Genomic DNA, 19,848 nt, shown 5'->3' with positions numbered 1-19,848 from the left:
GGCTGACACATAACTCTGTGGTGAGCGGGCTTGCCCCGCGCTGGGTTGCGAAGCAGCTCCAAAACCTTCACCTCGATTGATTCTGGCACTCTGCGGTGACCTTATTGGGGCCGCTTCGCAACCCAGCGCGGGGCAAGCCCGCTCACCACAGAAGCCTAATTGCCATAGATTCCGTATTCACTGGAAGTTGTGTAGATACCCATGCTCATCGGGGGCAAGCCCCCGATAGCGGCCTGAAGGCCTACACCGCTTCCCGGTAAGGATTCCTCGGATCCTGCGTCCAATTCAAAAACGGCTTGCCCGTGTCGATGGGCACCATCTCGATGCAATCCGCCACCGGGCAGGTGATCTGGCACAGGTTGCAGCCCACGCACTCGTCATCGATCACTTCGTATTTATGCGTGCCGTCCGCCTGTTTCAGGCTGGCGATGGCCTGGTGCGAGGTGTCCTCACAGGCAATATGGCAACGCCCACAGCCAATGCACGCCGCCTGGTCGATCCTGGCGATCACCTGGTAATTGATGTCCAGGTACTTCCAGTCCGTGGTGTTGCCCACCGCACGCCCGGAAAATTCTTGCAGGCTGGTGTAGCCCTGGCTGTCCATCCATCGCGACAGCCCATCCTTCATCTCTTCCACGATGCGAAAACCATGCAGCATCGCCGCCGTGCACACCTGCACCGCGCCGCAACCGAGGGCGACGAATTCCGCGGCGTCGCGCCAGTTGCCGATGCCGCCGATCCCGCAGATCGGTAGGCCTTGGGTCTGCGGGTCACGGGCGATTTCGGCAACCATGTTCAGGGCAATCGGCTTGACCGCCGAGCCGCAGTAACCGCCGTGGGTGCTCTGGGTGCCGACCATCGGCAGGGCGACCATGCGTTCCAGGTCCACGCTGGTGATGGAGTTGATGGTGTTGATCAGCGACACCGCGTCCGCACCGCCGCGATACGCTGCCCGTGCCGCCACGCGGATGTCGGTGATATTCGGCGTGAGCTTGACGATCACCGGCAGCGAGCAATAGGTCTTGCACCAGCGCGTCACCTGTTCCACGTACTCCGGCACCTGGCCCACCGCCGCACCCATGCCGCGTTCGGGCATGCCGTGGGGGCAGCCGAAGTTCAGCTCGATACCGTCGCAGCCGGTGGCTTCCACCAGGGGCAGGATGTTTTTCCAGGATTCCTCCACGCAGGGCACCATCAGCGACACGATCAGCGCGCGGTCGGGCCAGTCCTTTTTGACTTGGGTGATTTCCCGCAGGTTGATCTCCAGGGAACGGTCGGTGATCAGTTCGATATTGTTGATGCCCAGCACTTCACGGTTGGCGCCGTAGTGCGCCGAGTAGCGCGATGACACATTGACCGCCGCCGGGTCTTCACCCAGGGTCTTCCACACCACGCCGCCCCAGCCCGCTTCAAACGCACGCACCACGTTGTAGGCCTTGTCGGTGGGCGGCGCGGAGGCCAGCCAGAATGGGTTGGGGGCCTTGATACCGGCGAACACAATCGAGAGATCGGCCATTACGCAGCCTCCACATTCAGCATGAGTTGGGCGTGCATGGCTTCGGCGGCCAGCTTGCCGTGTTGCACCGCCTGCACGGTGAGGTCCTGGCCGAGGCTGACGCAGTCACCGCCGGCGTAGACCCCAGGGATGCTGGTGCGCAGCTGTTCGTCGACGAAGATACGCTCGCCGACGCGGTGCAGCTGTTGCGCCAGGGGATCGTGCAAAGCGTCGTTGTCGAAGCCCTGGCCGATGGCCTTGAAGATGGCATCAGCGGCCAGTTCGAAGGTTTCTCCGGTGGATTGCAGGCGGCCGTTTTCCAGGCGGGTGCGGGCGAAGCGCATGCCGCGTACGTGGCCCTGGTCGTCGAGCAGGACTGCTTCGGGTTGGGCCCAGGTCAGCAGGCGCACCTGATTGGCCTTGGCGATGTCCTGCTCATGGTGGGTGGCGCCCATGTCGGCCAGGCCACGGCGGTAGACGAGGTTCACATCACGGGCACCGAGCCGGGCCATTTGCACGGCCATGTCGATGGCGGTATTGCCGGCGCCGAGCACAATGCAGCGGTCGGCCAGGGGCAGTTGAGTCAGGTCATCGGCCTGGCGCAGTTCGCGGATATAGTCGGTGGCGGCGAGCAGGCCGGGGGCGTCCTCATGGGGTAGACCGAGTTGCTTGCTGGCCGCCAGGCCCAGGCCGAGGAACACCGAATCGAATTGCTGGTGCAGTTCGCTCAGCGTGAGGTTGTCGCCCAGGCGCTGGCCATGGCGGATTTCGATGCCGCCGATCTGCAGGAGGAAATCCAGTTCCTTCTGGGCGAAATTATCCACCAGTTTGTACTTGGCGATCCCGTATTCATTCAGGCCGCCGGCTTTTTCCCGCGCTTCGAAGATCACCACGTCATGCCCGTGCACAGCGGCACGATGGGCACAGGCCAGCCCTGCGGGACCTGCGCCGACCACGGCGATGCGTTTGCCGGTGGAGGCGGCACGCTGGAACGGGTGTTCGCTGAAGTGGGCGTTATCGATGGCGTAGCGTTGCAACAGACCGATCAGCACCGGCGCGCATTCTTCGGCGTTGTTACGCACGCAGGCTTGCTGGCAGAGGATCTCCGTTGGGCAGACCCGCGCGCAGCTGCCGCCGAGGATGTTGGCCGAGAGGATTTTCTGCGCGGCGCCCTGGACGTTGTCGGTGTGGATATTGCGGATGAACGACGGGATGTCGATTTCGCTGGGGCATGCGTTCACGCAAGGGGCGTCGTAGCAATACAGGCAGCGCGAGGCTTCCAGTTGGGCCTGGCGCGCGTTGAGCGGCGGCGCCAGGTCGGTGAAATGGCTGGCGAGGGTGGCCCCGTCTTCATGGGGATGGGGGAGGTGGGTCAGGGTCTGGATCACGGTGTGGGCCTCACGGTTTTTTTGGATTGCCTCTAAGTGGGCATTTTTGTTGCCTGGCGGTCTCAGCGCTTCACAGCAACCGGCCTGGAATGCTCCGCCCGCTTGCTCAACTGTTCGAACACCGACGGATACGCCGGCCGTTCCACATAGCGCCCGGCCCCGCGCTCGGCGCGCAGGTCGCCATCGGCCCAGACCAGCTTGCCCTGGCTGATGGTGTGGCTCGGCACGCCGCGCACGGTCTTGCCTTCGAAGATGTTGAAGTCGACTTGCTGGTGATGGGTCTTGGCGGAGATGGTCCGCGTACCCTCGGGGTCCCACAGCACCAGGTCGGCATCCGCACCCACGCGGATCGCGCCTTTGCGTGGGTAGAGGTTGAAGATCTTCGCGGTGTTGGTGGAGGTCAGCGCGACGAACTCCTGCATCGACAGGCGCCCGGTATTGACCCCTTCGTGCCACAGCAGCGCCATGCGGTCTTCGATACCGGCGGTGCCGTTGGGGATCTTGCTGAAGTCGTCACGCCCGGCGGCTTTTTGCTCGGCGCAGAAGCAGCAGTGGTCGGTGGCGGTGGTGTGCAGGTTGCCCGATTGCAGGCCACGCCACAGCGCTTCCTGATGCCCGCGCGGGCGGAACGGCGGGCTCATCACGTAGCCGGCGGCGGTTTGCCAGTCGGGGTGCTGGTAGACGCTGTCGTCCAGCAGCAGGTGGCCGGCGAGCACTTCGCCGTAGACCGCCTGGCCCTTGCCCCGGGCGTAGGTGATTTCATCCAGCGCTTCCTGTGTGGACACGTGCACCAGGTACAGCGGCGTGCCGATGGTCTCGGCGATACGGATCGCGCGGCTGGCCGCTTCGCCTTCCACCTGGGACGGGCGCGACAGCGGGTGTGCTTCCGGCCCGGTGATGCCCTGGGCCATCAGTTTGCGTTGCAGGTGGTACACCAGCTCGCCGTTTTCCGCATGCACGGTGGGCACGGCGCCGAGTTCCAGGCAGCGTTCGAAGCTGGCCACCAGGGTATCGTCGGCCGCCATGATCGCGTTCTTGTAGGCCATGAAATGCTTGAAGCTGTTGATGCCGTGGTGGCTGACCAGCTCGGCCATTTCCTCGCGCACCTGCTCGCTCCACCAGGTGATTGCTACGTGAAAGCCATAGTCGGACGCGGATTTTTCCGCCCAGCCCCGCCACTGATGGAACGCTTCCATCAGCGATTGCTGCGGGTTGGGAATCACGAAGTCGATAATCGACGTAGTGCCCCCCGCCAAACCCGCCGCCGTGCCGCTGAAGAAATCTTCACTGGCCACGGTGCCCATGAAGGGCAGTTGCATATGGGTATGGGGATCGATGCCGCCGGGCATCAAATATTGTCCGCTGCCGTCGAGTTGTTCAGTGCCGGCGGGAATATCCAGGTCCGTGCCAATGGCGCGAATCAGACCGCCTGCGCATAAAACATCGGCGCGGTAACTTTCATCATGGGTAATAACGGTGGCGCCACGGATCAACAGCGACATGTCGAGTTCCTCACAGGCTTGACCGGCTTGTGCCAGTTCTAAGTGTTGTATGGCTACGCGCCGATGGTCGGTTAATTCCTGTCATCGGTGACAGGAATAGAAACTAGACCGAGTTTTTCGATTGAGCAAGAAGATTTTTTATAAGCTTATATCGTATTTAATCTATTGATTTATAAGAATAAAAATACAAAATCACCAAAATGTAGCGGTCTCTCACCATTTTGACGCACTTGACAGGTTCCCAATATGAGCAACATTTCTTATTGCAAATCAGACGCTTGAGACATGCCTCTTGACGGGGTCGGTCAATAAAAATAATTGTGGTGCACCAGATTGAGTCCTGACCATTCGGATAATTGGCGCGTTATTTAGCCTGAGTATCGCGGCAAGTACCGCAGGCACAATCGGAAAGCTGATTAACATCAGCGAGTTATATAAGCGGTGCGGGTTCAAGAGCGGTTGTCGGCACGGTTATTGAGTGCAGTGGCGGCTGGCCGGGCCCGTGATGTCATGTTGTTTACGAGGTACTCCGGCCACCCTGCGTTCAGCGCGGAGTGAGCAACAATAATTCGAAAAAACCGTGGAGCGGCCATGCAACAGAACAGATCGCAAGTCATTGAGCGCAACGGCCTGTACGAACTCGACGCCGGCCCCGACGTCCTCGACAGCCCTCGCTACAACCACGACATGGCACCGACCAAGGTGCACGAACGCACCTGGAACAAGTGGCACATCACCGCGCTGTGGGTCGGCATGTCGATCTGCGTGCCCACGTACACCCTGGGCGGTGTGCTCACCGCGTATTTCGGGTTGTCGGTGGGCGAGGCGCTGATGGCGATTTTGCTCGCCAATATCGTGGTGCTGATCCCCCTGACCCTTAACGCCTTCCCCGGTACCAAGTACGGCATTCCGTTCCCGGTGTTGTTGCGTTCGTCCTTTGGCATCCTCGGCTCTAACGTGCCGTGCCTGATCCGCGCGCTGGTGGCGTGCGGCTGGTTCGGGATCCAGACGATGTTTGGCGGGCTGGCGATTCACCTGTTCCTGGGCTCGATTTTCGAGGGGTGGAAGTCCCTCGGCGGCACTGGTGAAGTGATCGGCTTCATGATGTTCTGGTGCCTGAATTTATGGGTGGTGCTGCGCGGCGCCGAGTCGATCAAGCGCCTGGAAACCCTGTCGGCGCCGTTGCTGGTGGCGGTGGGCATTGGCCTGCTGGTGTGGGCGATGCCGAATGTGTCTCTCAGCGAACTGATGGCAATCCCGCCCAAGCGTCCGGAGGGCGCGAGCCTTACCGGTTACTTCATGGCCGGCCTGACCGCGATGGTGGGCTTCTGGGCCACCTTGTCGCTGAATATTCCCGACTTCAGCCGCTACGCCAAAAGCCAGAAGGACCAGATCCTCGGGCAGATCTTCGGCCTGCCACTGACCATGTTCCTGTTCGCCGCCCTCGGCGTGATCATGACCGCCGCGTCGGTGAAACTGGTGGGCGTCAGCGTGTCCGACCCGGTGACGCTGATCGGGCATATCCAGAGCCCTGTGTGGGTGGCCGTGGCCATGGCGCTGATCATCGTCGCCACCTTGTCCACCAACACCGCCGCGAACATCGTCTCGCCCACCAACGACTTCCAGAACATCGCGCCCAAGCTGATCAACCGCACCACGGCGGTGATCCTCACCGGGTTGGTGGGCTTGGCGTTGATGGGCCATGAACTGCTGAAAAAACTCGGCTTGATCGTCTCGGATGTGAGCCTGGAAACCGTGTATTCCAACTGGTTGCTGGGCTATTCCAGCCTGTTGGGGCCGATTGCCGGGATCATGGTGGTGGACTACTTCATCACCCGCAAACAACAACTGGACCTGGCCGGCCTGTACCGCGACGACGTGTACCCGGCGTGGAACTGGAGCGGTTTTATCGCCTTCGGTGTGCCGGTGGTGCTGACCTTGCTGTCCCTGGGCAGTGATGCGTTCAGCTGGTTCTATAGCTACGGCTGGTTTACCGGTTCGGCGTTGGGCGGGTTGTTGTATTACGGCCTGAATGCCAGGCGTGGAGCCAGCCCGGTGGTTGTCAATTCATAAGAAATACAAGCCTGAGGAGATCCCCATGAACGCTGCCCTCGACGTTCTGCAATCGCCCCACCAGCACATCAATCGCGACCGCTTGTGGCAGTCGTTGATGGACCTGGCCAAACTCGGTTCCACCCCCAAGGGCGGCGTGTGCCGCCTGGCGCTCACCGACCTCGACCGCAAGGCCCGCGACCTGTTTGTGCAATGGTGCGAAGACGCCGGTTGCACCGTGACCGTCGACGGCATCGGCAATATCTTTGCGCGCCGCCCTGGGCGTAATCCCGACCTGCCGCCGGTGATGACCGGCAGCCATATCGACACACAGCCTACGGGCGGCAAGTTCGATGGCTGTTTCGGTGTGCTGGCGGGCGTGGAGGTGCTGCGTACGCTCAATGACCTCAAGATCGAAACCGAGGCGCCCTTGGAAGTGGTGGTGTGGACCAACGAGGAAGGCTCGCGCTTCCCGCCGTGCATGATGGGCTCGGGGGTATTTGCCAAGAAATTCACCCTGGCGGATACCTTGGCCAAGGTCGATGCGGATGGGGTCAGCGTGGGTGACGCGCTGAATGCGATTGGCTACGCGGGAACCCGTCCCGAGTGTGGACACAAGGTCGGTGCGTATTTCGAGGCGCATATCGAACAAGGGCCGATTCTGGAGGATGAGAAAAAGACCATCGGCGTGGTGCTCGGCGCCCTTGGGCAGAAGTGGTTCGACCTGAAACTGCGCGGTGTCGAGGCCCATGCGGGGCCGACGCCGATGCACCTGCGCAAGGACGCCCTGGTAGGCGCGGCAGCGGTGGTGGCGGCGGTCAATGCGGCGGCGTTGGGGCATCAGCCCCATGCGTGCGGGACCGTCGGTTGCCTGCAGGCGTATCCCGGTTCACGCAACGTCATTCCGGGCGAAGTGCGCATGACCCTGGACTTCCGTCACTTGGAACCAGCGCGGTTGGATTCGATGATTGCCCAGGTGCGCCAGGTGATTGACGAGACCTGCGCCAAGCATGGGCTGAGTTTTGAAATGGAACCCACGGCTGACTTCCCGCCGCTGTACTTCGACAAAGGCTGTGTGGACGCCGTGCGCGATGCGGCCAATGGGCTGGGCTTGTCGAACATGGACATCGTCAGCGGGGCAGGGCACGACGCGATTTTCGTCGCCGAGTTGGGGCCGGCGGGGATGATCTTTGTGCCGTGTGAAGGGGGCATCAGCCACAACGAAATCGAGAACGCCGCCCCGGATGACCTGGCGGCGGGGTGTGCGGTGTTGTTGCGGGCCATGGTGGCCGCTTCAGCCGCCATCGCCAGCGGCAAACTCGCGGCTTGAAATGCGGGTAAAAAATGTAGGAGGGGGCTTGCTCCCGATAGCGGTGTATCAGTTACAGATAAGTTGACTGACCTACCGCAATCGGGAGCAAGCCCCCTCCCACATTTGAACTGTGTTTGACGTTAAACCCAGATGGCATCCCACAGTGGGTAGTCGCCAATCCGCTCGACCAGACCCGCTCGCAATGGATTAGCCACCACATACCGGGCCATGTTCACCAAGTCATCTTCCTTGCGCAGTGCCCGGTCATGAAAGCTTTCTTGCCAAAGCCGTCCTTTGCGACCACTCACAGCATTGACGGTCCTGGTGCTTTTTGACTTCACCTGGCACATCAAGTCCGCCAGCGAGCCTTTTTTCAGTTCAAGCAGCCAATGGAAATGGTCCGGCATGATGACCCATGCCAGGGAGTTGGCCAGCCCTTGGTACTGGGCTAACCGAAATTGCCAGACCACCAGGCGAGCGAGTTGGAAATTGTCGAATATCGGTATGCGTTCGTGGGTGTTGGTGGTGATGAGGTAGATGCGGTTGGGGTCGCTGAATCGACCGATGCGCAGGCGGTGTGAAGCGGGTAAATCTGCCATTCCCTGGCCCTCTCTAGATGTGCTTAGAGAGGCTAGATTGGAGAGCAAGAGGTTGATGGGCGGGCTTTTGGCAGGATGTGTCTGGACGGTCGCGATCGGGGGCAAGCCCCCTCCCACATTGGCTCAGCGGTGTTCATACATTGTGTGTCTGACGTGGGACCAGTGTGGGAGGGGGCTTGCTCCCGATGAGGCCGGAACTGACGCTGCCGAAACCTCATTGGACGTGGAAGTACCTTGTTTTGAGGCTGTGGTGTAAGGCATGTCTTACTCCTTTGTACGAAGTCTCTTTTGTTCTTCTCCTCGCTCATCATCTTGGCTATCTGGTGTTAGGTTCTGCCGCGCAAAAACCTAATGCAGAGGAAGCATGCAATGGCGAACCCTATACCCCCGCCTGGTGTATCGGTTGACGAAAATATGGCCACCGCTTTTCATAAAAAGAATGTACTGAAAGCCGGTTCAGCGTTTATGTACTCTTGGTTTTATACTCAGGTCCGCAATCGCGGCCCGTGGGACTACAAGCAAATTTCCAAAGAATATGAAGCGTTTGGAAATTTTCACTATGGTGCGGTGGGGATTGCGGCGGGTTTCAGCGAGGAAGTGCTTTTACGCGCAGCGGGACTTGCTCAAACCAGAGCGGGTACGGATAAACCCGAGTTTGGTCGTTGGTGGGGGGATGCGCCTTTCGGTGACGATCCAGTCGACCAATATTGGATCAAGAAAGGAATCAGCTATGCCAGGTTCAGGAACTACTAGAAAGTCGCTTTATTCAACGGTCACAACGATCTTGCTGGCGCTTTGCTTGGTGTATATCGCTGGTGATTGGCTGCTCTCGCCGGGCCGTCCGCAATTGACGGAGGTTGTACTCCGCGTGCCGATCAGTGATGACGCTTCGATCTATGGCGTCAAGGATGATCGCGGAGGGGCCACTGTGCCGTTCAGTTACCGATATTACGTTTACCGCACCTTGGGAACCGATAGTGAAATATTGGCTGTATTGAAAGATGCCAATCCGTTTCTAGTTACGCGTGACGGGGCGGTAAAAGTTGATGTCGAGAGCCGTTCGATTGCGGTTTCGGTGTCGGGGGATGTATCCGACTATCACAGCAGTACCCTGTATCGGCATGCCAATGGTAGTGATTACACAGTGGTGAGTGTTTTTCTTAATAGTCGGCCAGAGGGCTGAAATGTGCGGTGGCTCAGTCAGTGGTGGTTGACTGAGCCACCGCCATCGGGGGCAAGCTCTTTCCTGCATTTAGCCTGAACTGTGCCTTGGGGCGATGTCAGGCGCCAGGTTGCCAGCCGCCGCCGAGTGCGGTCACGAGTCCTACACTGGCCTGCAACTGCCGCGTCTGCACCGCCTGCAATGTCCGCTGCGCCTGCAACGCCGCGGTCTGCGCGGTCACCACATCCAGGTAACTCACCGCCCCCGCCTGATAGCTGTTCATCGCCAATGATTGCGTATGCTGCGCCGCATCCGCCGCCGCCTGTTCATCCTGCGCTTCCTGCTGCAAATCCCGTAGTTGCGCCAAGTTATCTTCCACCTCGCGCACGGCCTTCAGCACCTGGCTACGGTACTGCGCCGACGCCTCTTCAAACTCGGCCTTGGCCTGGCGTTCATTGGCGCTCAAGCGGCCACCGTCGAAAATCGGCAGGTTCACCAACGGGCCCAGTGCCCAATACCGATTACCCGCCGACAGCAGATTGCCGACGCCTTGTGTCTGCCCGCCAATCAACCCGGTCAAGCTGAAGTCCGGATACCACGCCGCCTTGGCCACGCCGATATTTGCGTTGGCCGCAAACACCCGTCGCTCTGCCGCTGCAATATCCGGGCGACGTTGCAACAGGTGGCTTGGCAACTGCGACGGAATTCCCGGCAGGGCGATCAGTTGCTGGCCGGGCGGCAAGGTAAAGTCGCTGGCTGCCACACCCACCAACTCGCCGATGGCGTGCTCGGTGAGGTTGCGTTGCCCACGCACTTCATCCAATTGCGCCCTGGCCTGCGCCAGTTGATTTTGCGCACGGGTCAGGTCCAGCTCCGAGGCTATCTGGCCCTCGTAGCGGCTGCGGGTCAATTGCAATGCCTGGCTGAAATCATCCAGCGAGCGAGTGAGAATCCGGCTCTGTGCATCCAGCCCATTGAGCTGCACGTACAAGGTCGCCAACTGACGCTGCAAACTCAGGCGTGCCACCGCCAGGTCATCCCCGGACGCTTGCGCCTGGGCATCGCCGGCCGCGACCTGGTTGCGGATTTTGCCCCACAGGTCCAGGTCATAGCTCAACGAAAAGCCCGCGATGTTGCTGTTGTACACCGACGGTTGCGTATCCCCCCGCAACGGTCGCGAATCCGATTGCCGCTGGCGCAGCGGTTGCGCGCTGGCGCTGATTTGCGGGAACAGGCCTGCGTGCAGTTGGCTGGCATACGCCTGGGAAGCGTCGAAGTGCGCCAGCGCCGCCGCCAGGTCCGGGTTGGCCTTGAGCAGCTGCTGTTGCAGGTCATTCAGGCGCGAATCGTTGTAGAGCTTCCACCATTCGGGCGCCAGTTGGTCGGAGGGCTGGGCGCTGTGCCAGGGCCCATCGCTGGTCTGTTCGCGGTAGTTGGCCGGCAGGTCGATCGCCGGCACCTTGTAGGTCGGCGCCATCGAGCAACCCTGCAAGACCAGCAGCGTCAATGCGGCGAGCGGTTTAAGCCTTATGCGCATGCGCACCTCCGGAGGCATCGGCGAGTTGCACGGGATCACCTTCGCGCAGGGCATCGGGCGGGTTGTCGACGATGCGGTCGGCGGGTTTCAAGCCCTGGTCGATCACCAGGCGTTCGCCCAGGTCGAGGCCGATATGGATGGCCTGCAGGTGCACATGGTTCTGCCCGTCCAACACCGCCACCTGGGTGCCCTGGGCGCGGAAGATCAGCGCGCTGGCCGGGATACTCACACCATGGGTATCGGCCGGAATCGGCAAGGTGGCTTCGGCATAATCACCGGGCAGCAGTTCGCCGTCGGGGTTGTCGGCGACGAACTGGGCGAGCAGGGTGCCGGAGCGGCGGTCGATGGCGGTGGAGTCACCGATCAGGCGCGCCTTGAAATGCTTGCCGGGGTGCTCGGGCACGGTCAGCTCGGCTTCAAGGCCGGGATGGATGACCGCTGCGTAGTTCTGCGGCACCGGTACATAGAGGCGCAATTGATGGGTGTCGGCAATGTCGAACAGTTCCGGATCGCTGTCGGTGTCGGCCTTGATCAGCTGGCCGATATCGGTGTTGCGCGCGGTGATGGTGCCGGCGAACGGGGCGCGAAGGGTCTTGTAGCTTTCCAGCGCCGACAGCCGGGCGTAGTCGGCAGCGGCGGCCTCGGCGTTGGCCTTGGCGGCAGCGGCATTGGAGGTTTTTTCATCGGCCTCCTGGCGCGATACCGAATGGCTGGCCAGCAGGTTTTGCCAGCGCGTGGCGGTGGTTTCGGCCAGGCGTGCGTTGGCCTGTTCCTGCACCAGGCGTGCATGGGTCTGCGCCAACTGTTGATCAAGGTCGGGGCTGTCGATTTCCGCGAGGACTTGCCCGGCGTTGACGTGGCTGCCGATATCGACTTTCCAATCCTTCAGGTAACCGCTGACCCTGGCGTGGATCGGCGCCTTGCTCCAGGCTTCCAGGTGCGCCGGCAGGCGCAAGGTATCGCCGGCCACATTCTGCCTGGGCTGGAACACCATCACGTGCGGGATGGCGGCGGTCTCGGTCCAGGCCGTGACCGATTGTTCGTGCAGCGTACGGGCATGCAGGCCGTTGGCGACCAACAGGGCGGCCAGGGTCAGGCCGCCGACACCCATGAGCATCAGACGCTTGCGCGAGGGTTTGTGATCAGACGACATGTGGGGTTTCTCCTGCAACTGCGCGAGTAGGGTGACGACCGTGGACCAGGCTGAAGACCACGGGAACAAACAACAATGTGGCGAGGGTGGCGAAGATCAAACCGCCGATGACGGCGCGCCCGAGCGGGGCGTTCTGCTCCTCGGAAATCGCCAGGGGCAACATGCCGATGATCATCGCCAGGGCGGTCATGCACACCGGGCGGAAGCGCGTGTAACCGGCCTCCATGGCGGCTTTCAACGCATCACCATGTTCGGCCAGGCGTTCACGGCAGAAGCTCACCACCAGGATCGAGTTGGCCGTGGCCACGCCCATGCACAGGATGGCGCCGGTGAGTGCCGGCACCGACAAGGAGGTGCCGCTGAGGAACAGCATCCACACGATGCCTGCGAGCGCCGCCGGCAACGCGGTGATGATGACGAATGGGTCGGCCCACGACTGGAAGTTGACCACGATCAGCAGGTAGATCAGCACCACCGCACCCAGCAGGCCAAGGCTCAAGCCGCTGAAGGCTTCATGCAGCGCATCGATCTGTCCGTGCAGGCTGATCGTCGCGCCTTTGGGACGCAGATGCGCGGTGTCATCCAGCACCTTTTGCACGTCGCGGGCTACGCCGCCGAGGTCGCGGCCCTGCACGTTGGCGTACAGGTCCAGGGTCGGTTCGATGTTGTAGTGGGTCACCACCGCCGGGCTTTGCACGCGGGAGATGGTTGCCACGCCGCCGAGGATCTGCGACTGCCCATCGGCACCGGTGACGGGCAGCGCTTCCAGTGACGGCAGGCTGTCGAGGCGGTATTGCGGGGTGGCGGCGACAATGGAATAGGACACGCCGTTGGCCGGGTTGAGCCAGAAGGTCGGCGCGGTCTGCGAACTGCCGGCCAGCGACGCCACCATGCTGTTGGTCACGTCCCGCTCGGTAATGCCCAGGCCGTTGGCGCGCATGCGGTCGACATTCACCTGCAGCGACGGGTAGCCGGTGGACTGCTGGATGCGCAGGTCGGCGATACCGGGCACGTGTTGCAGGCGACGTTCCAACTCGACGGCATAGGCGCGGTTTTCTGCATCGCTGCGCCCGGAGATTTTTACGTCCAGCGGCGCCGGCGCACCGAAGTTGAGGATCTGGCTGCTGATGTCCGCCGGCAGGAACGCAAAGTGGCTGCCAGGGAAACTCTGCGGCAGCGCTTCACGCAGTTTCTTCACGTAGTCGGCGGTGGGCGCATGGCCCTTTTTCAGGCTGACCTGGATGTCGCCATCCTGCGGGCCGATGGTGCCGCTGCTGCTGTAGGCCATGTCGATGCCGCTGAGCGGAATGCCAATGTTATCGACGATGGTGTCCAGCTCTTCGGAAGGGATCACTTCACGGATCCGCGCTTCGATGCGGTCGAAGGCGGCGGCGCTTTCTTCGATGCGCGTGCCCAGCGGCAGGCGCACATGCAGGGCCAGCGCACCGGCATCCGTCGCCGGGAAAAAGTCCTGGCCCAGGCTTGGCAACAGCAGGAATGAGGCGAGCACACAGGCCAGGAAACCGACGATAAAACCCTTGCGATTGCCCAGGGCCAAGGTCAGCAGGCCGTGGTAGGTGTCGCGGATATTCGAGAAGTGACGCTCGAAACCCTGCTGGAAATTCAGCACCGCTTGCAGTGCGGCATTGCGCGGTTTCGGGTGCTGCTCGCCCTCATGGTGGTTGATGAATGCATCTTCGGGATGGTGCCCCACGCCTGGCTCCGGCGTGTGCGGCTTGAGCAGGAACATCGCCAGCGTCGGCACCAGGGTGCGCGAAAGAATGAATGAGCTGGCCATGGCGAAGATCACCGCCAGCGCCATCGGCCGGAACAGATAACCGGCGATGCCTTGCAGCAGGAACATCGGCACGAACACGATGCAGATGCACAGCAGCGAGACGAACGCCGGGCCGACAATTTGCGCGGCGCCGTCGAGGATCGCGGTCTTCACCGCCTTGCCTTGTTCCAGGTGCCAGTTGATGTTTTCGATGGTCACCGTGGCGTCGTCCACCAGGATCCCCACCGCCAACGCCAGCCCGCCGAGGGTCATGACGTTGAGGGTCTGCCCGCTGACCGCCAGCAACGCAATGGCCGACAGCACCGCCAGGGGAATTGACGCCGCGATAATGATCGTGGAGCGCCAGCTGCCGAGGAACAGCAGGATCATCGCACTGGTCAGCAGCGCGGCGATGATGCCTTCCTGGGCCACGCTGCCCACCGATTGCTTGACGAATACCGAGGCGTCGCCCAGCAACGAGGTCTTCAATGACGGCGGCAGGGTTTCGTTGATGCGCGGCAGCATCTGGCGGATACCGTCGATGATCGACAGGGTGGAAATGCTGCCGTTTTTCAACGCCGGCATCAGCACCGCTCGATGGCCGTCGACGCGCACGATGTTGGTCTGCGGCGGCGAACCGTCGCGCACGTGGGCGACCTGGCCGATGGTGATCAGCGCGCCGTCGACGGTCTTGATCGGCAGGTCGTTGAGCTCATCGATGGCCTTGGGGCTGTTGTTGAGCAGGATCGTGTATTCATTGGGGCCGAGTTTGGCGGTGCCCACCGGGATGATCTGGTTCTGCAGCGCCAGGGCATTGCCCACATCCTGGGCCGACAAGCCTTTGGCCGCCAACGCCTGGGGGTCGAGGTCGAGGGTGATCTGCCGCTGCTTGCCACCCATCGGCGTGGGCATGGCCAGGCCGGGCAGGGCGCTGAGGGGCAGGCGGATATTGTTCTGCACCAGGTCGCGAATTTTGGCTTCCGACAGCGTGGTGCTGGAGAACGCCATTTGCAGGATCGGCACCGTGGAGGCGCTGTAGTTGAGGATCAGCGGCGGCGTGATGCCCGGTGGCATCTGCTTGAGCACGGTTTGTGACACGGCGGTCACTTGGGCGTTGGCGGTGCGGATGTCGACGCCGGGCTGGAAGAAAATCTTCACGATGCCCATGCCGGGCAGGGATTGCGATTCGATATGTTCGATGTCGTTGACGGTGGTACTCAGGGAGCGTTCATAGGTGTAGATCACCCGGCCGGCCATGGCGTCCGGTGACAGGCCGTTGTACTGCCAGACCACAGCGACCACAGGGATGCCGATATCGGGAAACACGTCGGTGGGGGTTCGCAGGGCCGCCATCGGCCCGATGATGCAGATGAATATGGCCAACACGATAAACGTGTACGGCTTTTGCAGTGCGGTCTTTACCAGCCCGAGCATGCGTGAACCTCCGAGGGAGCAGGATTGCAAACCCCGGCAGTCTTGCCCGACCCACCTAACACGCGCCTTTCAGTCAGGTGAAGGAACATTTAGGTAAGGGCTGAAGATCGTTTCATATGGATTCATTTGTTCTACAGGGCGTGGCTGCCCAAGCTTGCATCCCATCGGACGACTTGTCTTTTAACTGATGTTCTTTGGAGCCCTGCCATGTCACTCAAACCTTTATTGTTGATCCCCGCCCTGGGGGCTGTTTTGTTGTTGTCGGCCTGTGCCGGCCCGATTCCCAAGGCGGACCCCAGCGAAGCCTGGATCGGCTTGAAAGAAGAAGCGCCGAACGACCTGATGGCCGAACGTGTGGACGGCAAGCGTGTCGACGACGGGCGCTTTTTCGAGGTGACCCCCGGGGATCACCGCCTGGACGTGACGTTGTTCGAGGAAGAGGCAGGCGACGACAACCAGCAGGACTGCCAGGGTCGGGTCGAGTACAAGGATTTCAAGGCGGGTGAGCATTACACCCTGGTGGAGTCGAGCCTGGGCACCACCGTGCGCGCATCCCTGATGGACGGGCACGGTAAGGAAGTCGCAGCGACTCAGGATTTCAATTGCATGCCTGGCTAGGCGTGGTGCACCGCCGCTCTATGGGGCTTGGCGGGTGCCGCAGGTTTGACGTGGGGGTGATGGTGCCGGCGAGTAATGCGCAACACCCCCCACAACATGGCGCCGGCTACCGCCAGCCAACCGCAGATCAACAGGAAAATCGTTGTTGCAAGGCTCATTTTGGCCTCCTTTCGCCCCGCAGGGGGCACACACAGTCTTCTCAATGGACAGTCTAGCTACCCGGCGGTTGCCTGCTATTGACCAATGGTCGTGTTCGTCCAACTCGTTTGCTCTATCCGCGACGCTTTACTGAGCCTGTGGGCTATACCCGCGTGGCAGAGCGTCCTATGATCAGGGCCCTCACCGGCAGTTGATCAAGAGAGTAAAAAATTGCGGTTACGGTCGAACCTTAAAACATCCTTGTTGCTGGCCTGTGCCCTGGGGCTCGCGGCCTGTTCCGGGCAGCCGTCGAAACTTCCGGGCCTGCCGGAACGTGTCGAACTCAATGGTGTGCCGACCTTTCGCAGCGAGGCTTATCAGAGTGGTCCTACAGCGTTAGCCAGCATGCTGTCGCAACAAGGCATTGTGATGACACCGGGCTTGTTGGATAAACCGTTGCATTTGCCGGGCGGGGAAGCGGACCTGGAGCGCAACATGCAGGTGCTGGCCCGTGAGTACGGGCTGATGGTGTACCCGCTGGATGCCAAGCTGACCGCGGTACTGGCGCAGGTGGCGGCGGGTTACCCGGTGATGGCGCGGATTGGCGGCGGCCTGTTGTCTGACGCGCGCTACGTGGTCGTGGTGGGTTTCAACCAGCAGAAAAGCACGGTGCTGTTGCGTTCAGGCATGGACCGACGCCTGCTGATGAGCTTCAGCGACTTTGAGTCGAAGTGGAGCAGTGCCGGGCACTGGGCAATCCTCACTCAGCGCCCGAGCCAGTTGCCGGCCAATGTGGATGCGCAGCGCTGGCGGGACTCGGCGAACGCAACGGCCCAGGCCGGGCAGGAGCGGGCGGCGGCGCAGGCGCTCAAGGTGTTGGCGGAACACAAATAAAATGGGAGGGGCGAGCCCCTCCTAAATGAGTTCTCGGTGTTCCTTAGCGGCGGACTTCGGCGGCATTCGCGCGGTTCTTCAGGTTCTTGTCAGCCTTGTAGCGCAGAGCGACGTCCGGCACCGAGCCGCCCTTGCCGGTCTCGACCCAGTTACGGATACGGCTGGCATCGGCAAAGTGGGTGAATTTGCCGAAAGCATCCAGGATCACCAGCGACACCGGACGATTACCCATGCGGGTGACCAGCACCAGGCAATGACCGGCCTGGTTGGTGAAACCGGTCTTGGTCAGCTTGATATCCCAGTTGGCGCGGTTGATCAGGTGGTCGGTATTGGAGAAACCCAGGGTGTAGTTGGGCTTGCGGAACGCTACGGTCTTTTCCTTGGTGGTGCTCAACTGGCTCAGCATCGGAAATTTTTGCGCGTAGGCCAGCAGCTTGCTCAAGTCGCGGGCGGTGGACACGTTGTGGATCGACAGGCCGGTGGGCTCGACATAATGGGTGCTGGTCATGCCCAGGGCCTTGGCCTTGGCGTTCATCGCGGCAATAAAGGCCGCGTAGCCGCCCGGATAGTGGTGCGCCAGGCTCGCGGCGGCGCGGTTTTCCGAGGACATCAGGGCAATCAGCAACATCTCCTTGCGCGGCATCTGGCTGCCGATCTTCACGCGGGAGAACACGCCTTTCATCTCCGGCGTGTCGGTGATGTTGATGTCGATGTACTCGTCCATGTTCTGCTTGGCTTCAAGCACGATCAGGCCCGTCATCAGTTTGCTCACCGAGGCGATAGGCACCACCACGTCGGGGTTGCTGGCGTAGATGACCTTGTTGGTTTGCAGGTCCACCAGCATGGCGCTGCCGGAAGCGATCTGCAGTTTGGATGGATCCCGCGGCGCCAGGGCGGAGTCGGCAGCGTGTGCAAAGGTGCCGGTGAAAGCAAAAAATAGGCTGACAATGGAAAGACGAATTTTCACGCGGATGAACTCGCTAAAAAAGTAAGAAATACCGTTGGGAAACGGGTTCTGTGACAAATGGCGTTACATTTTAGGAGTATGGACGACGGACTGTCGAATGTTCTTCTAAAACCAGACGAAAGTGCTTAAAAACTAAGAAAAAACAGGTTTTCTTCCGGGCAATAAAAAGCCCTGCGATAAGGCAGGGCTTTTTCAGTACGACTGGTTATTAACCGTGCAGGGTTTCTGCGGCGTACAGGGTATTTTCCAGCAGGCAGGCACGGGTCATCGGGCCAACGCCACCCGGCACCGGGGTGATCCAGCCAGCGCGGGGCAGGGCGGTTTCATACACCACGTCGCCGACCAGCTTGCCGTCTTCCTGGCGGTTGATGCCCACGTCGATGACGATGGCGCCTTCCTTGATCCATTCGCCCTTGACCAGGCCCGGCTTGCCGGCGGCCACGACGACCAGGTCGGCACGGCCAACGTGGCCTGCGAGGTCCTTGGTGAAACGGTGGGTCACGGTGACGGTGCAACCGGCCAGCAGCAACTCCATGGCCATGGGGCGGCCCACGATGTTGGACGCGCCGACGATGACGGCATCGAGGCCGTACAGGTCGACACCGGTGCTTTCCAGCAGGGTCATGATGCCTTTGGGCGTGCACGGGCGCAGCAGCGGGATACGCTGGGCCAGGCGGCCGACGTTATAGGGATGGAAACCGTCGACGTCTTTGTCAGGGCGGATGCGCTCGAGCAACTTGGACGCGTCCAGGTGCGCGGGCAATGGCAATTGCAGGAGGATGCCGTCCATCGCCGGGTCGTCGTTGAGGCTGTCGATCAGGTCGGTCAGGGCCTGCTGGGTGGTGTCGGCAGGCAGGTCGTAGGCCTTGGAAAGAAAGCCGACCTCTTCACAGTCTTTACGCTTGTGCGAGACATAAACCTGAGAGGCAGGATCGCTGCCGACCAGGATCACCGCGAGGCCAGGCGTGCGCAAGCCTTGCTGGCTGCGCTCGGTGACTCGTTTGGCGATCTGCTGGCGCAGGCTGGCGGCGATTGATTTGCCGTCGATAAGTTGTGCAGTCATTACGCGTGATTAACCATCGAGAGGGGGAGGAAAAGTGCGCGCATTCTCGCACGCCACGGCGTGAGGGCAAAGGCGCTTGGTCCGCAAATTGGCCTAACCCCTTAAATAAAATGAATTTTTTTCAAAAAAGATTTGACGGGTTTCCAGGCCCTCTATACTATTCGTCGCACTTGTCGGGCACAGCCTAGCACTGGTTAAGAAGGTCGAGCAGAATCGTTGTTCTGCAAGGCTGGAAGCACTTAGTTTGTAATCCTCCAAGAGTACAGATTAATAAGGCGCCCGTAGCTCAGCTGGATAGAGCATCCGCCTTCTAAGCGGATGGTCGCAGGTTCGAGTCCTGCCGGGTGCGCCATTAGGCAGCTTTGGCACAAGTAGCGCTATATGGTGGGCGTAGCTCAGTTGGTAGAGCACGGGATTGTGACTCCCGTTGTCGAGGGTTCGATCCCCTTCGTCCACCCCATATTTTGAAAGGCGCCAGATTAACCGTCTGGCGCCTTTGCTTTAAGAGCTTCAAGCGCGGATGTGGTGGAATTGGTAGACACACTGGATTTAGGTTCCAGCGCCGCAAGGCGTAAGAGTTCGAGTCTCTTCATCCGCACCAATAAAGCTTTACTCGGTCTATACGCAGGGTAGGGCTCGACAAAGAAGTGGTTTGGTTTCTTTGTTAACGCAATATGGTGGGCGTAGCTCAGTTGGTAGAGCACGGGATTGTGACTCCCGTTGTCGAGGGTTCGATCCCCTTCGTCCACCCCATATT

General features: G+C 61.0%; 16 protein-coding genes and 4 tRNA genes. 10 read left to right on the top strand and 10 right to left on the bottom strand.

The annotated features are described in order from the left end of the window. Positions 1 to 241: 241 nt before the first annotated feature. From preA to hydA, 3 genes are all read right to left on the bottom strand, one after another. The gene (gene preA, locus F6S08_RS19240; RefSeq protein ID WP_065927011.1) at positions 242 to 1,516 is read right to left on the bottom strand and encodes an NAD-dependent dihydropyrimidine dehydrogenase subunit PreA; all 1,275 of its coding nucleotides are present in this window, start codon (positions 1,514 to 1,516) and stop codon (positions 242 to 244) included. Continuing rightward, positions 1,516 to 2,883, bottom strand: a complete 1,368-nt coding sequence (locus tag F6S08_RS19235; RefSeq protein WP_315872170.1) for an NAD(P)-dependent oxidoreductase — start codon at positions 2,881 to 2,883, stop codon at positions 1,516 to 1,518. Before F6S08_RS19235 ends, preA begins: the two co-directional genes overlap by 1 nt. A gap of 62 nt (positions 2,884 to 2,945) precedes the next feature. Continuing rightward, positions 2,946 to 4,385 (bottom strand): dihydropyrimidinase, encoded by a 1,440-nt coding sequence (gene hydA / locus F6S08_RS19230; protein WP_074847221.1) that lies wholly within the window; start codon positions 4,383 to 4,385, stop codon positions 2,946 to 2,948. A gap of 591 nt (positions 4,386 to 4,976) precedes the next feature. Between hydA and F6S08_RS19225 the strand changes: the two genes are divergently transcribed. Further along, positions 4,977 to 6,458, top strand: a complete 1,482-nt coding sequence (locus tag F6S08_RS19225; protein ID WP_065948399.1) for an NCS1 family nucleobase:cation symporter-1 — start codon at positions 4,977 to 4,979, stop codon at positions 6,456 to 6,458. Between the two features lie 25 nt (positions 6,459 to 6,483). Next, on the top strand, positions 6,484 to 7,767 hold the full coding sequence (locus F6S08_RS19220) for a Zn-dependent hydrolase (protein ID WP_074847220.1): 1,284 nt from the start codon (positions 6,484 to 6,486) through the stop codon (positions 7,765 to 7,767). 122 nt (positions 7,768 to 7,889) lie between these two features. Here F6S08_RS19220 and F6S08_RS19215 read toward each other — a convergent pair whose 3' ends face one another. Beyond that, complete coding sequence (locus F6S08_RS19215) at positions 7,890 to 8,348, bottom strand: REP-associated tyrosine transposase (protein ID WP_315872169.1); 459 nt, start codon at positions 8,346 to 8,348, stop codon at positions 7,890 to 7,892. Between the two features lie 369 nt (positions 8,349 to 8,717). Here F6S08_RS19215 and F6S08_RS19210 point away from each other — a divergent pair, with 369 nt between their 5' ends. After that, on the top strand, positions 8,718 to 9,101 hold the full coding sequence (locus tag F6S08_RS19210; protein WP_065927017.1) for a polymorphic toxin type 44 domain-containing protein: 384 nt from the start codon (positions 8,718 to 8,720) through the stop codon (positions 9,099 to 9,101). Beyond that, entirely contained in the window at positions 9,079 to 9,531 is a 453-nt protein-coding gene (locus F6S08_RS19205; RefSeq protein WP_315872168.1) for a hypothetical protein, read from the top strand. Before F6S08_RS19210 ends, F6S08_RS19205 begins: the two co-directional genes overlap by 23 nt. A 97-nt stretch (positions 9,532 to 9,628) precedes the next feature. Here the strand turns inward: F6S08_RS19205 and F6S08_RS19200 are convergent, their stop codons facing one another. The 3 genes from F6S08_RS19200 to F6S08_RS19190 are packed head-to-tail and all read right to left on the bottom strand — an operon-like array spanning position 9,629 to position 15,411. Continuing rightward, positions 9,629 to 11,047, bottom strand: coding sequence for an efflux transporter outer membrane subunit (locus tag F6S08_RS19200; protein ID WP_074843751.1), 1,419 nt, complete (start codon positions 11,045 to 11,047; stop codon positions 9,629 to 9,631). Next, the gene (locus F6S08_RS19195) at positions 11,031 to 12,200 is read right to left on the bottom strand and encodes an efflux RND transporter periplasmic adaptor subunit (RefSeq protein ID WP_315872167.1); all 1,170 of its coding nucleotides are present in this window, start codon (positions 12,198 to 12,200) and stop codon (positions 11,031 to 11,033) included. The genes F6S08_RS19200 and F6S08_RS19195 overlap by 17 nt, the downstream gene beginning before the upstream one ends. Next, on the bottom strand, positions 12,190 to 15,411 hold the full coding sequence (locus F6S08_RS19190; RefSeq protein WP_315872166.1) for an efflux RND transporter permease subunit: 3,222 nt from the start codon (positions 15,409 to 15,411) through the stop codon (positions 12,190 to 12,192). Before F6S08_RS19190 ends, F6S08_RS19195 begins: the two co-directional genes overlap by 11 nt. 207 nt (positions 15,412 to 15,618) lie before the next feature. Between F6S08_RS19190 and F6S08_RS19185 the strand changes: the two genes are divergently transcribed. After that, the gene (locus F6S08_RS19185; protein WP_065927021.1) at positions 15,619 to 16,029 is read left to right on the top strand and encodes a hypothetical protein; all 411 of its coding nucleotides are present in this window, start codon (positions 15,619 to 15,621) and stop codon (positions 16,027 to 16,029) included. Here the strand turns inward: F6S08_RS19185 and F6S08_RS19180 are convergent. Continuing rightward, positions 16,026 to 16,187: a hypothetical protein gene (locus tag F6S08_RS19180; protein WP_162844269.1), complete on the bottom strand. Its 162-nt coding sequence runs from the start codon at positions 16,185 to 16,187 to the stop codon at positions 16,026 to 16,028. The two genes, F6S08_RS19185 and F6S08_RS19180, sit on opposite strands and share 4 nt — an antisense overlap. 211 nt (positions 16,188 to 16,398) lie before the next feature. On the opposite strand from F6S08_RS19180, the gene F6S08_RS19175 reads away from it, so the two are divergent. After that, positions 16,399 to 17,061 (top strand): peptidase C39 family protein, encoded by a 663-nt coding sequence (locus F6S08_RS19175; RefSeq protein ID WP_065948396.1) that lies wholly within the window; start codon positions 16,399 to 16,401, stop codon positions 17,059 to 17,061. A 43-nt stretch (positions 17,062 to 17,104) separates the two neighbouring features. Here F6S08_RS19175 and pbpG read toward each other — a convergent pair whose 3' ends face one another. After that, the gene (pbpG, locus tag F6S08_RS19170; RefSeq protein ID WP_065927030.1) at positions 17,105 to 18,028 is read right to left on the bottom strand and encodes a D-alanyl-D-alanine endopeptidase; all 924 of its coding nucleotides are present in this window, start codon (positions 18,026 to 18,028) and stop codon (positions 17,105 to 17,107) included. A gap of 208 nt (positions 18,029 to 18,236) precedes the next feature. Further along, on the bottom strand, positions 18,237 to 19,091 hold the full coding sequence (gene folD, locus F6S08_RS19165) for a bifunctional methylenetetrahydrofolate dehydrogenase/methenyltetrahydrofolate cyclohydrolase FolD (RefSeq protein WP_065927023.1): 855 nt from the start codon (positions 19,089 to 19,091) through the stop codon (positions 18,237 to 18,239). 275 nt (positions 19,092 to 19,366) lie between these two features. Here folD and F6S08_RS19160 point away from each other — a divergent pair. The 4 genes from F6S08_RS19160 to F6S08_RS19145 all read left to right on the top strand — a co-directional run bounded on the left by F6S08_RS19160 (position 19,367) and on the right by F6S08_RS19145 (position 19,844). After that, positions 19,367 to 19,443 (top strand) — tRNA-Arg (locus F6S08_RS19160). 32 nt (positions 19,444 to 19,475) lie between these two features. Beyond that, positions 19,476 to 19,551: transfer RNA gene (locus F6S08_RS19155), tRNA-His, on the top strand. Between the two features lie 56 nt (positions 19,552 to 19,607). Then, positions 19,608 to 19,692 (top strand) — tRNA-Leu (locus tag F6S08_RS19150). Positions 19,693 to 19,768: 76 nt separating this feature from the next. After that, positions 19,769 to 19,844, top strand: a tRNA-His gene (locus tag F6S08_RS19145). Positions 19,845 to 19,848: the final 4 nt, after the last annotated feature.

This window comes from Pseudomonas sp. JV449, assembly GCF_032424295.1.
GTDB lineage: Bacteria > Pseudomonadota > Gammaproteobacteria > Pseudomonadales > Pseudomonadaceae > Aquipseudomonas > Aquipseudomonas marginalis.
This window is presented reverse-complemented; position numbering and strand designations above follow the sequence as displayed.

Coding starts and splice junctions, on each gene's coding strand:
- preA (WP_065927011.1), bottom strand. CDS start 1,516: ATGGCCGATCTCTCGATTGTGTTCGCCGGTATCAAGGCCCCCAACCCA.
- hydA (WP_074847221.1), bottom strand. CDS start 4,385: ATGTCGCTGTTGATCCGTGGCGCCACCGTTATTACCCATGATGAAAGT.
- F6S08_RS19225 (WP_065948399.1), top strand. CDS start 4,977: ATGCAACAGAACAGATCGCAAGTCATTGAGCGCAACGGCCTGTACGAA.
- F6S08_RS19220 (WP_074847220.1), top strand. CDS start 6,484: ATGAACGCTGCCCTCGACGTTCTGCAATCGCCCCACCAGCACATCAAT.
- F6S08_RS19215 (WP_315872169.1), bottom strand. CDS start 8,348: ATGGCAGATTTACCCGCTTCACACCGCCTGCGCATCGGTCGATTCAGC.
- F6S08_RS19210 (WP_065927017.1), top strand. CDS start 8,718: ATGGCGAACCCTATACCCCCGCCTGGTGTATCGGTTGACGAAAATATG.
- F6S08_RS19205 (WP_315872168.1), top strand. CDS start 9,079: ATGCCAGGTTCAGGAACTACTAGAAAGTCGCTTTATTCAACGGTCACA.
- F6S08_RS19200 (WP_074843751.1), bottom strand. CDS start 11,047: ATGCGCATAAGGCTTAAACCGCTCGCCGCATTGACGCTGCTGGTCTTG.
- F6S08_RS19195 (WP_315872167.1), bottom strand. CDS start 12,200: ATGTCGTCTGATCACAAACCCTCGCGCAAGCGTCTGATGCTCATGGGT.
- F6S08_RS19190 (WP_315872166.1), bottom strand. CDS start 15,411: ATGCTCGGGCTGGTAAAGACCGCACTGCAAAAGCCGTACACGTTTATC.
- F6S08_RS19185 (WP_065927021.1), top strand. CDS start 15,619: ATGTCACTCAAACCTTTATTGTTGATCCCCGCCCTGGGGGCTGTTTTG.
- F6S08_RS19180 (WP_162844269.1), bottom strand. CDS start 16,187: ATGAGCCTTGCAACAACGATTTTCCTGTTGATCTGCGGTTGGCTGGCG.
- folD (WP_065927023.1), bottom strand. CDS start 19,091: ATGACTGCACAACTTATCGACGGCAAATCAATCGCCGCCAGCCTGCGC.